The organism is Pseudomonas sp. MWU16-30316 (assembly GCF_020515645.1).
Classification (GTDB): domain Bacteria; phylum Pseudomonadota; class Gammaproteobacteria; order Pseudomonadales; family Pseudomonadaceae; genus Aquipseudomonas; species Aquipseudomonas cerasi.
The window spans coordinates 15,015-30,593 of sequence record NZ_JAIZAZ010000007.1 but is presented as its reverse complement, the minus strand read 5'-3'; the positions used below and the strand labels follow the sequence as shown (position 1 = coordinate 30,593).

The 15,579-nt window shown below is 61.9% G+C and carries 15 protein-coding genes; 4 read left to right on the top strand and 11 right to left on the bottom strand.

Annotated features, from left to right (window positions below; translation table 11 throughout):
* Positions 1-258 precede the first annotated feature (258 nt).
* From cueR to LCH65_RS20430, 3 genes are all read right to left on the bottom strand, one after another.
* Positions 259-657 (bottom strand): Cu(I)-responsive transcriptional regulator, encoded by a 399-nt coding sequence (gene cueR, locus LCH65_RS20440; RefSeq protein ID WP_003366456.1) that lies wholly within the window; start codon positions 655-657, stop codon positions 259-261.
* Positions 654-2,852 carry a heavy metal translocating P-type ATPase gene (locus tag LCH65_RS20435; RefSeq protein ID WP_226439751.1) on the bottom strand — a complete coding sequence of 733 codons (2,199 nt, stop codon included), beginning with the start codon at positions 2,850-2,852 and terminating at the stop codon, positions 654-656. Before LCH65_RS20435 ends, cueR begins: the two co-directional genes overlap by 4 nt.
* A 69-nt stretch (positions 2,853-2,921) precedes the next feature.
* Positions 2,922-3,302, bottom strand: a complete 381-nt coding sequence (locus LCH65_RS20430; protein ID WP_003366459.1) for a hypothetical protein — start codon at positions 3,300-3,302, stop codon at positions 2,922-2,924.
* 164 nt (positions 3,303-3,466) lie between these two features.
* Here LCH65_RS20430 and LCH65_RS20425 point away from each other — a divergent pair, with 164 nt between their 5' ends.
* On the top strand, positions 3,467-3,664 hold the full coding sequence (locus LCH65_RS20425) for a heavy-metal-associated domain-containing protein (protein ID WP_003366461.1): 198 nt from the start codon (positions 3,467-3,469) through the stop codon (positions 3,662-3,664).
* Positions 3,665-3,801: 137 nt separating this feature from the next.
* Complete coding sequence (locus tag LCH65_RS20420) at positions 3,802-4,998, top strand: multidrug effflux MFS transporter (RefSeq protein WP_032609231.1); 1,197 nt, start codon at positions 3,802-3,804, stop codon at positions 4,996-4,998.
* A 75-nt stretch (positions 4,999-5,073) separates the two neighbouring features.
* On the opposite strand, the gene LCH65_RS20415 is transcribed toward LCH65_RS20420, so the two are convergent.
* Positions 5,074-6,087 (bottom strand): zinc-binding alcohol dehydrogenase family protein, encoded by a 1,014-nt coding sequence (locus LCH65_RS20415; RefSeq protein WP_003431856.1) that lies wholly within the window; start codon positions 6,085-6,087, stop codon positions 5,074-5,076.
* Positions 6,088-6,202: 115 nt separating this feature from the next.
* Here LCH65_RS20415 and LCH65_RS20410 point away from each other — a divergent pair, with 115 nt between their 5' ends.
* Together LCH65_RS20410 and LCH65_RS20405 are read left to right on the top strand one after the other, a co-directional pair.
* Complete coding sequence (locus tag LCH65_RS20410; RefSeq protein ID WP_044309507.1) at positions 6,203-7,126, top strand: LysR family transcriptional regulator; 924 nt, start codon at positions 6,203-6,205, stop codon at positions 7,124-7,126.
* 436 nt (positions 7,127-7,562) lie between these two features.
* A complete protein-coding gene (locus tag LCH65_RS20405; RefSeq protein ID WP_003350954.1) occupies positions 7,563-8,255 on the top strand; it encodes a helix-turn-helix transcriptional regulator in 693 nt (230 codons plus the stop codon).
* Positions 8,256-8,512: 257 nt separating this feature from the next.
* Here LCH65_RS20405 and LCH65_RS20400 read toward each other — a convergent pair whose 3' ends face one another.
* The 7 genes from LCH65_RS20400 to LCH65_RS20370 all read right to left on the bottom strand — a co-directional run bounded on the left by LCH65_RS20400 (position 8,513) and on the right by LCH65_RS20370 (position 15,511).
* Positions 8,513-9,466, bottom strand: coding sequence for an adenosine deaminase (locus LCH65_RS20400; protein ID WP_003366473.1), 954 nt, complete (start codon positions 9,464-9,466; stop codon positions 8,513-8,515).
* Between the two features lie 78 nt (positions 9,467-9,544).
* Positions 9,545-10,510 (bottom strand): 2-oxoglutarate and iron-dependent oxygenase domain-containing protein, encoded by a 966-nt coding sequence (locus LCH65_RS20395; RefSeq protein WP_122267182.1) that lies wholly within the window; start codon positions 10,508-10,510, stop codon positions 9,545-9,547.
* Between the two features lie 83 nt (positions 10,511-10,593).
* A complete protein-coding gene (locus tag LCH65_RS20390) occupies positions 10,594-11,688 on the bottom strand; it encodes a BMP family ABC transporter substrate-binding protein (RefSeq protein ID WP_003366477.1) in 1,095 nt (364 codons plus the stop codon).
* A 151-nt stretch (positions 11,689-11,839) separates the two neighbouring features.
* Entirely contained in the window at positions 11,840-12,631 is a 792-nt protein-coding gene (gene fecE, locus LCH65_RS20385; RefSeq protein ID WP_003366479.1) for a Fe(3+) dicitrate ABC transporter ATP-binding protein FecE, read from the bottom strand.
* A gap of 4 nt (positions 12,632-12,635) precedes the next feature.
* Entirely contained in the window at positions 12,636-13,604 is a 969-nt protein-coding gene (locus LCH65_RS20380) for an iron chelate uptake ABC transporter family permease subunit (RefSeq protein ID WP_072364964.1), read from the bottom strand.
* Positions 13,601-14,590, bottom strand: a complete 990-nt coding sequence (fecC, locus tag LCH65_RS20375) for an iron-dicitrate ABC transporter permease FecC (RefSeq protein WP_044309511.1) — start codon at positions 14,588-14,590, stop codon at positions 13,601-13,603. The genes LCH65_RS20380 and fecC overlap by 4 nt, the downstream gene beginning before the upstream one ends.
* Positions 14,591-15,511 carry a Fe(3+) dicitrate ABC transporter substrate-binding protein FecB gene (locus tag LCH65_RS20370; protein ID WP_003431850.1) on the bottom strand — a complete coding sequence of 307 codons (921 nt, stop codon included), beginning with the start codon at positions 15,509-15,511 and terminating at the stop codon, positions 14,591-14,593. It abuts the gene before it with no gap.
* Positions 15,512-15,579: the final 68 nt, after the last annotated feature.

Below are 15,579 nucleotides of genomic sequence, written 5' to 3'. Positions count from 1 at the left end.
CTGTACGGGCCCTTTCGCGAGCAAGCTCGCTCCCACGGGAGTAAGTACGGCAGGCGCTCCACTGATTAGGTCCACCGAAGAACCACCGCCGCCGTGGATGCAGTAAAGCTTTTGTGGGAGCGAGCCGGGCGACGCTTCGCTTGCTCGCGAAGACGATGGATCAGGCGCGTTGTTTTCGGAGCCTGTACGGGCCCTTTCGCGAGCAAGCTCGCTCCCTCGGGAGTGCGTGCGGATGCAGTAAGGGCCCTTGCGGTGTGGCTAGCAGCACCCGCCCGACGCCAGGTCCTTGAGGATCGGGCAGTCGGGGCGGTCGTCGCCTTGGCAATGTTCCACCAGTTCCTGAAGCGTATCGCGCAGGCTCGCCAGTTCTTCGATCTTCTTGTTCAGCTCGGCAATGTGTTGCCGGGCCAGTGCCTTGACGTCGGCGCTGGCCCGTTGGCGGTCCTGCCAGAGGGTCAGCAGCTTGCCGACTTCTTCCAGCGAAAACCCCAGGTCTCTTGAGCGCTTGATGAACGCCAGCGTGTGCAGATCGTCCGCGCTGTACACGCGATAGCCGCTGTCGCTGCGATGCGCCGCCTGCAACAGGCCGATGGATTCGTAATAGCGGATCATTTTCGCGCTCAAGCCACTGTTTTTCGCCGCTTGACCGATATTCATGGTGCGTCCTCCAGGTCGCGGGGTTTCCAGGTTTTCAGCAGCAGCGCATTGCTCACCACGCTGACGCTCGACAGCGCCATGGCCGCGCCCGCCAGTACCGGATTGAGATAGCCCAGCGCCGCGAGCGGAATGCCGATCAGGTTGTAGACGAACGCCCAGAACAGGTTCTGGCGGATTTTCACGTAGGTCCTTCGGCTAATGTCGAGGGCGGCCGGAACCAGTCGCGGATCGCCGCGCATCAGGGTGATGCCCGCTGCATGCATGGCGACATCGGTCCCGCCGCCCATCGCGATACCGACATCCGCCGCCGCCAGCGCCGGAGCATCGTTGATGCCGTCACCGACCATCGCGACCACATGATGGCTTTTCAGTTGAGTGACGGTGGCCGCCTTGTCGGCAGGCAGCACTTCGGCATGCACGTCGTGTATCCCCAATGTCCTGGCAACCACCTGGGCACTGCCACGGTTATCGCCAGTCAGCAGATGGCTGGTGATGCCCCGCGCATTCAGCGCTTTGATCGCCTGATCGGTTCCGGGCTTGAGCGTGTCACCAAAGGCAAACATGCCGATCACCTTTGGCTCTGGAGCCTGCTCGATCAGCCAGGACAGCGTGCGCCCCTCGGCTTCCCAGATGCGCGCGGACTCGGCCAGATCGCCCATCGGCAGGCCGCTTTCCTCCAGTAAACGTCGATTGCCCAACGCCAGTTCACGGCCCTCGACGGTGCCAGCGATGCCCCGACCGCTCAGGACGCGGCTGTTTTGCGCGGCATCAGGCTTGAGTTGCCATTCATGACACACATCCAGCACCGCTCTGGCCAAGGGGTGTTCACTGCCGCGTTGCAGCGCGCCCGCCAGTTGCAGAAGATGTTCTTCATTGCCCAGCACCGCGCTCATGTTGGTGATACGCGGCGTGCCCGAGGTCAGCGTGCCGGTTTTGTCGAACACCACGGCATCGACCTCGTGAGCCCGTTCCAGCGCTTCGGCGTCCTTGATCAGAATGCCGTAGCGCGCAGCCACGCCGGTCCCGGCCATGATCGCTGTCGGCGTCGCAAGGCCCAGCGAGCAAGGGCAGGCGATCACCAGTACAGCGACGGCATTGATCAGCGCGACTTCAAGCGAGGCACCGACCAGCAGCCAGCCGACCAGCGTGAGCAAGGCAATCACCAGTACGGTCGGCACGAACACCTGGCTGACTTTATCCACCAGTTTCTGGATCGGAGCCTTGCCTGCCTGGGCGTCCTCGATCAGACGAATGATGCGCGCCAGCACCGTTTCTGCGCCCAGCGCTGTGGTCCTGATCAGCAATTGGCCTTCGCCATTGATAGCCCCGCCGGTGACCTTGTCGCCCGGTTGCTTGACCACCGGCAGGCTTTCACCGGTGATCAGCGCTTCGTCGGCATGGCTGCGGCCTTCGACCACTTCGCCGTCCACCGGAAAGCGTTCGCCGGGTTTGACCAGCACCCGATCATCAAGCTGCAGCGCGCTGATAGCGACGTCCTGTTCGAGGCCGTCGACCACCCGCAGGGCACGCTCCGGGCGCAGTGCTTCAAGGGCACGGATAGCACTGGCGGTCTGGCGCTTGGCGCGGCTTTCCAGGTATTTGCCCAGCAGCACCAGCGCGATCACCACCGCCGATGCTTCGAAATACAAATGCGGCGTTGTGCCAGGCGCAGCGTGCAGCCATTGATAGACGCTCAGGCCGTAGCCGGCGCTGGTACCGATGGCGACCAGCAGGTCCATATTGCCGGCACCTGCGCGCACGGCTTTCCAGGCGGCCACGTAAAAGCGTGCGCCAAGGATGAACTGCACCGGCGTCGCCAGCGCAAACTGCACCCACGCGGGCAGCATCCAGTGCACGCCCAGCGGGGTCAGCAGCATCGGCAGGATCAGCGGCAGCGCCAGCGCGATGGCCAGCAGCAAGGCCCAGCGCTCGTTATGCAAGTGACGGGCTTTTTGATCGGCTTCGGCGTGACGATCCTGGCCCAGGGTGGCGCCATAACCGGCGCGGCTGACGGCGTCGATCAGGGTTTGCGGATCGGTGTGCGCTGCGGTGTCTACATGGGCGCGTTCATTGGCCAGGTTGACCGTTACGCTGTTGACCCCCGGCACTTTGGCCAGGGCACGCTCGACCCTACCTGCACAACTGGCGCAGGTCATGCCGCTGATCGGCAGGTCGAAGGTGGTGGTGTCTTGCATGTGAATCACTCCCTGAGGCTGGCTGCCTGCAAGGATCAACCTTGCCATATGGGCAAGGTCAAGCGCGAATCAATAGTTGAGGTCGGCTTTCTTGAGGTACAGCCCGTTGAGGTCGGTAGCAATGCGGTACTTGAGGATATCCCCGGAGCGCAGCTGAATCTTGGTGCTGCGCGGCGCTTCCATGCCGGGTTCACAGCCCACGACATTGCCGCGCAGGGTGCTCAGCCGCACCGAGACTTCACCTGCCGGCAGGTTGAAGGACACCGAGTCTTCCTGAAACAGCCTGCCGGCCAGGCGGTCCTGAACGTAGATGCCGATCTCGCAGGAAGTCGCGACTTCCAGGCGCTCGCGGGAAATGATCAGGATGCCGTAGTCCTGAGCCGCCTGAGTGGCAGGGGTGATAGCCAGGAAACCGAGAATGCTGAAGAGGCTGACTGCTGACCAGCGCATCGCTGATACTCCTGATGTAAATATGGCTGACGGTATAGGTGTCGATCACTCAGCTTGGCTCACGATTACGCCGAATGCCAGCCCGGCAGCAATGACAGAAACTTGACCTTCCCATGATGACAAGGTTGAAGATGCTCACTGTTCATCACTGAAGGAGTGACACCATGCAGTTATTCAACGTTCAAGGCATGACCTGCGGGCACTGTGTTCGCGCGGTGACCGAGGCCATCAAGCATGACGATCCGAGCGCCGATGTTCAGGTCGAACTGGCCAGTAAACAGGTCAAGGTGCAAAGCAGTTTGTCGCCCGAGCGGATTGTCAGCCTGATCAGCGAAGAGGGTTATCAGGCGCAGCCGGCATGATCCAGACCCGGGAGATCAAGGCGGTCTCCCGGTCTGTAAACATTGAAAAATTTTGAATTAATTCCCCCGTCCGTCGTTCTCTGCAAGGTAAGCCGGGTAAACTAGCCCGTTGCTCTGCATCCGTTAATGGACACCCGATGAATCTACGAACGATCCTTATCCTTGGCTCATTGAGCGCCTTCGGCCCTCTGGCCATCGACTTCTATCTTCCTGGCTTTCCGGCCATGGCCTCGTATTTCGGGACCGATGAAAAACACGTACAGCTGACCCTGGCGGCCTACTTTCTGGGGCTTTCCCTGGGGCAACTGGCCTATGGTCCGGTGGCTGACCGATTCGGTCGGCGCATTCCGTTACTGGTTGGCGTGACCCTGTTCATGCTGGCCTCGGTCGCCTGCGCCTTTGCGCCGAGTCTTGAATGGCTGATCGCTGCACGCTTCGTACAGGCGCTGGGTGGCTGTGCCGGAATGGTCTTGTCGCGCGCCATCGTCAGCGACAAGTGCAACGCTGTCGAGTCGGCCAAGGTCTTCTCGCAACTGATGCTGGTCATGGGCCTGGCACCGATTCTGGCTCCCATGCTGGGCGGCGTGCTGGTCAGCACCTTTGGCTGGCAATCGATCTTCGTCAGCCTGGCCCTGTTCAGCGGTGCCTGTCTGGCGGCCGTCGCACTGGGGCTGCCGGAAAGCATGCCGGCCACCACGCCGCGCCAGCCGCTGAGCGGCGCGCTGGGCCAGTACCTCAATCTGTTCAAGGACGGCGTGTTCATTGGTCATGCGCTGACCGGTGGCATCGCCATGGCCGGGATGTTCGCTTACGTCGCGGGCTCGCCGTTTGTGTTCATCAAGCTGTATGGCGTGCCTGCCGAGCACTACGGCTGGTTGTTCGGGATGAATGCGGCGGGCTTCATTCTGGTGGCGCAGATCAATGCGCGTATTCTGCGCAAGACCGGTCCGGCATTTTTGCTGTCGCGCACGGTCTGGATCTATCTGGCTGCGGGGCTGGTGTTGCTGGCGATCAGCTTGCTGCGCACCGAAGCGCTTTGGCCGCTGCTGGTGCCGCTGTTCATTTGTGTGGCGAGTCTTGGGTGCATCATCCCCAATGCATCGGCTTGCGCCATGAATGGCCAGTGGGCGCGCGCGGGCAGTGCGTCGGCGTTGCTGGGGTGCCTGCAATTCAGCGTTGCCGCCGTCGCCGCCAGTCTGGTGGGCTTGCTGCATGATGGCACGGCCACGCCAATGGCGCTGGTCATCAGCCTGTGCGGCGTGCTGACTGTGGGCATCTCGGTGCTGACGCGCCGTGCACAGGCACGGCGCGACGCATCGCTCCAGACCGCCTGATCGCCAAAGCGGTGGTGTCAGTCGCGCCGGGCGTGACTGATACCATCGATTTCACACGGCTCAGGCCTCTGTGGCTCAGAAACCTTCTAGCACGACCTTGCCCTTGGCCTTGCCGCTTTCCAGCAGGGCATGAGCGCGGCGCAGGTTTTCGGCATTGATGGTGCCGAAGTGCTCGCCAAAGGTAGTTTTCAGCGTACCGGCGTCGATCAGCTCGGCAACCCGGTTGAGCAGGTTGTGCTGCTCGATCATGTCCTCGGTTTCAAACATCGACCGGGTGTACATGAACTCCCAATGCAGCGACAGGCTCTTGCGCTTGAGTTTCGACACATCCAGCGATTTGGGGTCGTCGATCAGCGCCAGCTTGCCTTGTGGCTTGAGTGCCTCGACGAGCTGATCCAGATGCTGTTCGGTCTGGGTCAGGCTGGCCACATGAGTGACGTGGTTCAGGCCGACGCGCTTGAGTTCTTCGCTCAGCGGCTTGCTGTGATCCAGCACATGGTGCGCGCCCAGTTCGCTGACCCAGCTTTCGGTCTCGGGCCGCGAGGCGGTGCCGATGACTTTCAGCGAGGTCAGTTTGCGCGCCAGTTGGGTGAGGATCGAACCCACGCCACCGGCAGCACCGACGATCAGCAGGCTGTGTGCGCCTTCACCTTTTTGCTGCGGGATCTGCAGTCGCTCGAACAGCAGTTCCCAGGCGGTGATGGCTGTCAACGGCAGCGCCGCCGCATGGGCGAAGCTCAGGGTCTTGGGCATGTGGCCAACGATGCGTTCATCCACCACGTGCAACTCGCTATTGGCACCTGGCCGGGTCAGAGAGCCTGCATAGAACACCTTGTCGCCCGGCTTGAACAGCGTGACCTGGCTACCGACGGCTTTGACCACTCCGGCCACGTCCCAGCCCAGCACCTTGCCTGCACCGTCCTCAGGCTGGACGTTCTGGCGGATCTTGGTGTCCACCGGGTTGACGGAGATGGCCTTGACCTCGACCAGCAGATCGCGATCGCCAGCCACCGGCTCGGGCAGCTCGATATCCTGCAATGATTTCACGTCGCTGATGGGCAGGGACTGATAGTACGCAATGGCTTTCATGTCAGGGGCCTCTCCGAAAGAAAATGATGAAGAGATCATTGGCTATTTCCAGCAAAGATAAAACCCGCTAAAACGGCAGGCTCTTTCAATTTTATTTTGATAATACGGGGCCTTGATGCTGCGTTTTGATGACTTGCAGTTGTTCGTACGTGCAGCGGATCTGGGCAGTCTTTCTGCCGCAGCGAGGGTCATGGACCTGTCTGCGGCGGTTGCCAGCGCGGCGCTCAAGCGTATCGAACGGCAGTTGGGCGCGCGCTTGCTGGCCCGTTCGACGCGCAGCCTGCGCCTGACTGCCGAAGGCGAGGGGTTTCTGGAATACGCGCGTGCTGCGCTGGGCAGCCTTGAGGAGGGGCGGCGTTTGCTGGCCAGCAGCCAGGACCGTTGCGAGGGCGTGCTGCAACTCTCGGCGCCATCGGACCTGGGGCGCAACGTGCTGTTGCCGTGGCTCGACGAATTTCAACAGCAGCATCCGCAACTGACTGTGCGTCTGCTGCTGGGTGATCGTATTGCCGATCTGTTCCGCCAGCCTGTCGACGTGGCGCTGCGCTACGGCGAGCCGGAAGACTCCAGCCTGGTCGCACTGCCAGTGTTGCCTGACAACCGCCGGGTACTGTGTGCGGCGCCGAGTTACCTGCAGCGTCATGGCGAGCCGCATCAGGTCGAGCAACTGGCGCAGCATAACTGCCTGCTGTTCATGCTCGGTGATCGCGTTCATGACCGTTGGACGCTGAACGACGGCAAGCGCGAAATAAGTCTGACGGTCAGCGGCAACCGGTTCAGCGACGATGCCGACGTGGTGCGCCGCTGGGCGGTTGCGGGCGAAGGTGTGGCATACAAATCCTGGCTGGACGTGGCCGCTGATGTGCGGGCCGGGCACCTGAAAGTGTTGATGCCCGACCTGATCGGGGAGCGTGCGCCATTGAACCTGTTGTGCGCGCATCGGGCGCAACTCAGCAAGCCTGTCATTCTGTTACTGGAAATGCTCAGGTCACGGTGTAAGCAGCATGCTGTAAGTCTGTCGTCCGCCAGCGTGTTTTAATCGCCGCGCCCCAGTAGGAAATGGCCTTCGGAAATGTCGGAAAATATAATTTTCGAAGGCCGTTCAATAACGCGAAGTTTCGTTGCCGGAACAAAGTTGAAACTGACTGTTGTTGAGTGGATTTGGCATTTTTGTCATAGCCATTACGCTTGTCTTTTTAATCCTCTTTTGAAGTGTCGCTGCAAACCCCTTGAATAGAGGGGTTGCGGTGTAGCCGCGGGAATAACTTGATGTTGATGGAGCACGCCATACTTGGGCGATTTTTTGCGTCGTGGTGTACCCGCCGTGTGTAAGAGGCGTTTTTCACCCAACGGGGGCGGAGGGCATAGAGTTTATACTTGTCATTACCTATAAGAGCCACGTTCAACTCTATCGAGGCGTGATTGCTTTCACCCAGTCATCACCATAGATGAATGTTTCAACAGGGAGTGAACACATGGAATACGGACCTTGCATCAGCCAGATCGCAACCTTGCTGGCTGACCCCAAGCGCAGCGCAATGATCTGGGCACTGATGGATGGTACTGCTCGCCCTGCCGATGAATTGGCAATCCTGGCGGGACTCTCGACTTCTTCTGCCGGCGCCCATCTGGCGCGGCTGACCAGTGGTGGTCTGTTGAAACAGGAGGTCCGCGGCCGCAAGCGCTTCTTTCGCCTCGCTGCGCCGGAAGTGGGGGCGGCGGTCGAGGCCTTGGCCTGTGCTTCGCTGGCCAGTGCTGAACAGATCAATCGTCGCTTTGCCCAGCCTGCGCCGCCCTTGCCGCTGCGCCGCGCAAGAGTCTGCTCCGATCATCTGGGTGGCGAGATGGCTGCCGAGCTTTATCAGCGCCTGCTGGAGGCGGGCTGGATAGAACAGCAGGAGAAGCGCGTCGAAGTTACCAGCAAGGGGGTGGCCAGATTTGCCGAACGCGGTATCTACATTCCCGCACTGGCGCAACGCAAGCGCGAAACGGTGTGTGTTTGTCCGAAATGGAACGATAGTAACCCGCATCTGGGCGGCGCGCTGGGGGCGGGGTTGTTGCAGCTTTTCATTCAGATGGGCTGGCTGCGCACCACTGAAGAGTCCAGCACCTTGCAGGTCTCATCCAGTGGGCAGCGGGAAATCAGCAAGATCGCAGCGGCGGCCTGACGGGAGCGGCAGGTGTGGCGCGCTCCACCACTAACGTACCACCGGTCCGCGTCGGCACGCAGTTCTGCGCGCTCCGCGTTCTCTTGCGACGCAGAGCGTCGCGAAAGGCATTCCCACGCGGAGCGTGAGGAACGATGGAGGCGCCTGCCCCACCACTATCGTGCCAATGCTCCGCCTTGGTATGCAGTTCCTGACGCTCTGCGTCCTCTGCGACGCAGAGCATGAGCAGCGATGGATGTCACCCGCTCATTCCCTCTTTAGGGCTTGACCAGTCGTGCATCCAGGCTGTTTTGCGCCAAGCGTTTGGCCTGATCTTCGGTCATGCCCAGGTGGGTGTACAGCGCGTGGAAGTTCTCGGTCACGTAGCCACCGAAGTAGGCCGGGTCGTCCGAGTTGACGGTGACCTTCACGCCACGCTCGAGCATGTCGAGGATGTTGTGCTGGGCCATGTCGTCGAACACGCAAAGCTTGGTGTTGGACAGCGGGCAGACGGTCAGCGGGATCTGTTCGTCGATGATGCGTTGCATCAGCCGCTCGTCTTCGATGGCGCGAACACCGTGGTCGATGCGCTCTATCTTCAGCAGGTCCAGTGCTTCCCAGATGTATTCCGGCGGACCTTCTTCCCCGGCGTGAGCCACAGTCAGGAAGCCTTCGTTGCGCGCTCGATCGAACACACGCTGGAACTTGCTCGGCGGATGGCCCATCTCCGAGCTGTCGAGGCCCACGGCAACGAACGCATCACGGAACGGCAGCGCCTGATCGAGGGTTTTTTCGGCTTCTTCCTGGGACAGGTGGCGCAGGAAACTCAGGATCAGGCCGCTGTCGACGCCCAGCTTCGACTTGCCATCTTTCAGCGCACCGGTAATCCCGGCCAGTACCACTTCGAACGGGATGCCACGGTCGGTGTGGGTTTGCGGATCGAAGAACGGTTCGGTGTGGATAACGTTCTGTGCCTTGCAGCGCAGCAGGTAGGCCCACGTCAGGTCGTAGAAGTCCTGTTCGGTGCGCAATACGTCTGCGCCCCGGTAATACAGATCGAGGAATTCCTGCAGGTTGTTGAAGGCATACGCCTTGCGCAGGGTTTCGACGTCATCCCACGGCAGGGCAATCCTGTTGCGCTCGGCCAGGGCGAACAGCAACTCGGGTTCCAGCGAGCCTTCGAGGTGCAAGTGCAGTTCTGCCTTGGGCAGGGCGTTCAACCAGTCGTACATATTCTTTTCTCATCAGGTGCAGATCCCGGACATTCTACAGATGCACGTCGCTGCGCAGGGTAAAACCTGACCGAACGTTCAACTTGCCTCCTGTTCGCGGCGATAAGCGTAGGTATCCGCGAAGCGCGACAGCAGAAATTCGGCGCAGGTGGTCACCGGATAGCGGGCAGGATGATCGTCGCTCTGGCAACCGGGCAGGCATTCGATGCGCGTGTCGGGGTGCGGTTCGGCGAAGAACGGCATGGAGTAGCGATCGACCCCGAGCGGGCTGATGACCCGGTGCGGCGTGGACAGATAACGATCGTTGCTCCAGCGCGCCATCATGTCGCCCAGATTGACCACGAAGGTACCGTCAAGCGGTGGCGCGTCGATCCATTCGCCACGCACATCACGCACCTGCAAGCCGCCCGCCGTGTCCTGATACAGCAGGGTGATGCAGCCATAATCGGTATGCGCGCCTGCGCCTTGTTGCTCGGCCGAGGTCGCTGTATCACGCGGCGGGTAATGAATCATGCGCAGTACGCTGACCGGGTCCTTGAAGCGCTGATCGAAGAAATTGCGCTCGATGCCCAGTGCCAGGGTCATGGCGCGCAGCAGGGTTTGCGCCAGCGCCTGCATGTCCAGATAGTGTTGCTCCATCAGCGCTTCCCAGCCGGGAATGTCCGGATGCCGGTTTGGCCCACGCAGCGGTTTGCCCGCCAGCACGTCGGGATGACGGGCATCCAGGTGCAGGCCCATGTCGAAGGTTTCCTTGAGGTCACTCGGCAGGCTGGGGTCCAGTTGTTCGGTGGCGATGGCGCCGTAGCCGCGATGATGGGTGCTTTGGGTGATATCGATCAGGAGCTTTTCAGCAGCCGGCCGGGCGAAGAAGTCCTTTGCCGCCGATTGCACCTGCTCGATGCGTTGCGCGCTGATCGGGTGGCCCTTGATGTAAAAGAAGCCCCATGCCCGACAGGCACTGTCGATTTGCCCGGCAACATCCTGCCAGGCCTGAGTGTCCGTGCCGTAGAGCGGGGCGATGTCGATGACGGGAAGCTGGTCCATTAACCGGTCCTGAAAGGAAGTGTCGGGTGTCGACGATCGTGCCTGGCGCAGCAGGCACGATGGTCAGGCAAGTGGCGGACTGATTACTTGGGCAGCTCGGCCTTGATGCCTTCGACGTAGTAGTTCATCGATGCCAGCTCGGCGTTGGTCGCGACCACACCGTCAGCAATTTTCACGGTGCCGTTCTGGTCCTTGATCGGGCCGGTGAACGGGTGGAATTCGCCGCTTTCAATACTGGCAATGATCTTCTGCGCTTCGGCCTTCACGTCAGCAGGCACCACGTCGCTGATCGGCAACTCGACCGTTCCTTCCTTCAGGCCGCCCCAGTAATCCTGTGGTTTCCAGGTCCCTGCGATGGCGCCTTCGGCGGCCTGAATGTAGTGCGGGCCCCAGTTGTTGACGATGGAGGTCAGCACTGCTTTCGGTCCGAAGTGAGCCATGTCCGAGGCATAACCGACGGCATACACGCCGCGACGCTCGGCGGTCTGGATCGGCGCAGGGCTGTCGGTGTGCTGGAACACCACGTCCACGCCCTGATCGATCAACGCATTGGCCGCATCGGCTTCCTTGCCCGGATCGAACCAGGAGTTGACCCACACTACCTTGATCTCGGTGCCCGGGTTGTATTTGTTCAGCGCCAGCTGGATGGCGTCGATGTCGCGCAGCACTTCAGGAATCGGGAACGAAGCGACATAACCGATCTTCTTGGTCTTGGTCATCTTCGCGGCGATGTAGCCGCTCACGTAGCGACCCTCATAGGTACGGGCCAGATAAGTGCCCATGTTCTTGTCCTGCTTGTAGCCGGTCGCGTGCTCGAACTTTACCTTGGGGAACTGCTTGGCGACTTTCAGCGTGGGGTTCATGTAGCCGAACGAGGTACTGAAGATCAGGTCATAACCACCTTTGGCCATGTTGCGGATAACCCGCTCGGCGTCCGCGCCCTCCGGCACGTTTTCCACGTAGCTGCTGGTCACCTTGTCACCCAGCGCCTTGACCATCGCCTGACGGCCCTGTTCATGCTGATAGGTCCAGCCGTGGTCGCCGATGGGGCCGATGTAGACGAATCCGACTTTCAGCGGATCGGCTGCCGAGGCGAGCAGGCTGGAGCCGATGCCGACAACGGCGGCCATGGCACACAGCAGTTTTTTCAGAGGACGACGTGGGTTGGTCAGGTGCATCGGGTCTAGCTCCTTGCGGTCTTGTTGGAGTGCATACCCCGACAATGCAAATAACTGACCAACAGGACAACTTACGATGCTGGCGCGCTTTGCCGCTTGCCTGCCTGTTTCACCATGCAGCGGGAAGGTGCAGACGCTGCAGGTTACGCCGCTAACTGGTGCAGCGCGTGCTGCGCTCGACGATACACATCGGCGTGCCTGCCACGGGTTCGCGCATGATCTGCACCTGCACATCGAACACCTGGCAGACCAGCTCGGCCGTCAGTACATCGCCCGGCGCGCCGCAGGTCACCAGACGTCCACCCTGCATGACCGCCAGGTGGTCGGCGTAGCGGCAGGCCTGATTGATGTCATGCAGCACGGTAATCACCGTCTTGCCTTCGGCGCTCAGCTCACGCATCAGGTCCAGCAGCTCGACCTGATGGCTGATGTCCAGATAGGTGGTCGGCTCGTCGAGCAGGACGATGGCCGCGTCCTGCGCAAGGATCATCGCCAGCCAGGCGCGCTGTCGTTGCCCGCCGGACAGATCCGACAGCGGGCGCTCGGCCAGTGTGTCCAGCTCCATGCGCTGCAAGGCTTGATCGACACTGCGTTGATCGGCGTCACTCAGGCGACCCCACAGACTGTTGTGCGGACTGCGGCCGTACGCCACCAGCTGGCGTACGCTGACGCCTTCCGGAATCGGCAGCACTTGCGGCAGAAAAGCCACCTTGCGCGCCAGCTCGTTGGCCGACAGCTGGCGGTAGGCCGTGCCATCCAGACTGAGACTGCCCGATTGCGGGGTGAGAATTCGGGCGAAGGCCTTGAGCAGGGTGGATTTGCCGCAGCCATTGGGGCCGATCAGCGCAGTGACCTGCGCAGGCGGCGGGCTGAACGACAGGTCTTGCACGATGCGCGTTGCGCCGTAGCCGATGTCGAGTTGCTGCGCCTTCAGAATAGTCATGGGATCAACCTTTGAATCGGGCCAGCAGCCAGAGGAAATACGGAGCGCCAATCACCGCCGTGAGAATCCCGGCCGGAATTTCGCTGGGCGCGATCAGCGTGCGTCCCAGCGTGTCTGCCAGCACCAGTAATAACGCACCCAGCACCATCGAGGCGGGCAGCAGGTACTGATGATGACCGCCGACCAGACGACGGGCCATGTGTGGTGCGACCAGGCCGACGAAGCTCACCGGGCCTATAATGCCCACCCCCAGGCTGGTCAACAGCACGGCACTGCCCATCGACAGCCAGCGCGTACGCGTGAGGCCGGTGCCCAGGCTCTGCGCCGCCTCGTCACCCAGGCCGATCAGGTTCAGTGGTTTGGCCAGCAGCAGGCTGAGCGGGATCAGCAGCAAAAGCGGCGTGGCCAGCAAGACGTGGTGCCAGTTGCGGCTCCACAAACTGCCGGTCAGCGCCAGCAGGGCGGTGTTGATATCCAGCGGGTTGGACAGGATCAGGAACTCGGTGATGCTCGACAGCGTCACCGCAATCGCCACCCCGGACAGCGCGAAACGCACCCCTGAAAACTTCACGCCGGTGTTGTACAGCGCCAGCAGCAGCGCACCCGCTGCGCCGCCCAGACACGCCACAAACGGCAGCGCCGATACCGGTAACTGTGGCAGGCCGATAATCGCAATGGTCAGCGCCAGCCCGGCACCCTGGGTGACGCCGAGGATTTCCGGCGAGGCCAGCGGGTTGCGAATCACGCCTTGCACGATGGCGCCCGCCAGGCCGAACGCGCAGCCGGTCATGATTGCGATCAGGCCGCGTGGCAGGCGGTGATTCCAGACTTCGAAGTCCTTGCTGTCGTGGGCGATCAGGTGATCGAGCACGGCGCCGGGTGTCAGCCACACGGTGCCAGCGCTGAGGCTCAATAGCAGGGCGAGTGCCAGCAGGGTCATCAGCAGCAACAGCCTCGAGCGGGGGTGGTTCATAGCGCACGCCTCGCCAGAAACAGAAAGAACGGCGCGCCGATCAATGCCGTCACTACCCCGGCCGGTGTTTCCACCGGGAAGGCCACGGCGCGGCTGATCAGGTCCGAGGCCAGCACGATGGCCGCGCCCAGGCCGGCGCTGATCGGGATCAGCCAGCGGTAGTCATTGCCCAGCCACTGGCGAGCGATGTTCGGCGCGATCAGGCCGACAAAGGCGATCGGCCCGACTGCACAGACACTGGCGCCAACCAGCAGCAGGCTGACCACGAATACCAGCAGGCGTAACGCACCGATGCGCACGCCCAGCGAACGCGCAGCGTCTTCACCGAGGTTGATCAGGTTCAAGCGCGGCGCACAGGCAATTGCCAGCACCACGCCGATCAGCGTGCACGGCCAGAGCAGTTGCAATTGCGCCGCGCCGACATTGGCCAGCGACCCTGCCAGCCAGTTGAGGACACTTTGCGCCTGCGCTTCGACAAGAATTACGGTGAGACGGGTCAAGGCTGCGCACAGCGCGGCGACGGCTACACCCGCCAGCACCAGTCGGCCCTGAGCCGTGGCGGGTGACCATGCACCGCCAAGACTGAACACGGTGATCCATGCCAGTGCACCGCCGAGGCAGGTCATTAAAAGAGCGCCACCGGGGAAGGGCAGAGCGACCAGACCTGTGGAAAACAGCGCCAGCCCCAACGCTGCGCCCGCCGTGACGCCAAACAATGACGGGGAGGCCAGACGGTTGCGGGTGATGCCCTGCATCAACGCGCCCGCCACGCCCAGGCAGGCACCGACCAGTGCCGCGCACAGGGCGCGTGGCACGCGCAGTTGCGCGACGATGTAAGCGATATTGCCGCCCTCGCGGCCCTGCGTGATCAGCCCGTTCCAGGCATCCACCTGGCGAATGCTGAACGACGACAGGGCGAACAGCGACACCCAGAACAGTCCCAGGCAGGTCGCGGTGATCACGCCCGCCATCAGCCAGCGGCGCATTTACGGGTTCAGCACGGCCTTGCCGCCCTTGAGTACGGCAAGCGCATCGTCGGCGATCTGCTCGGACGCCATGATCCCGCGATTGCGCGCCCAGCTGTCGCCATCCACTTCAGCTACCTGCTTGTTACGTACTGCGCCAAGCACCTGCCACAGCGGCTGCTTGCTCCAGCTGTCGACGATACTCGGGCGACGATAATGACCGACCAGCAACCAGTTCGGGTCCAATGCCAGCAACTGCTCCAGGCTGACGAATTCGGTGGGCGCGGCGTCTTTGCGTACTTCCGGGACCTTCAGACCGATCGCCTGCAACACGCTGCCCGCATAAGAGTGCGGGCCGTGCACCGAGAAGCTGTCTTCGCGGGCGACGCCGAACAGCACGTTGGTGTTGGCCGGAATCTGCTCGGCAACAGTCTTCAGGTGCTGGCGGTTCTCCGCGATCCGCGCCTGCATCTCTGGGCCTTTGCCGAGCGCCACGCCGATCAGCTCGGCAGATTTCAGACTGCCCTGATAATCCTCGCCGCGTGACGGCAGCATCAGCGTCGGTGCCAGGCTGGCAAGGTCGTTGTACAGCGCCTGATGGCGACCGAGGTCGGCAATGATCAGGTCCGGCTTGAGCCGCGCGATCACTTCTATATTGGGTTGCGAGCGCAGGCCCACAGACTGCCATTCGCCAACGGCCTTGCGCACCTTGGGCAGTACGCGGTTGGCATCGCCATCGTCGGCGGCACCGACCGGCGTCACACCGACCGAAGCCAGTCCGTCGAGAAACGAAAACTCCAGCACCACCACGCGCTTGGGGGTGTCAGGCAGGTGAACTTTGTGTTGGCCGTCATCGATGTCGATAGGCGCGGCCTGGGCTGCACTCGCCATCAGGGTCAGCAGGCCGCAAGCCAGCAGATGCGGAAGTCGAAAAGCACGCATGGCAAAGGTCCTTTCTAACAAAACGGAATCAGGAAAAACAGGCGCGCCCTGAAGGCCGCGAAGAAAAC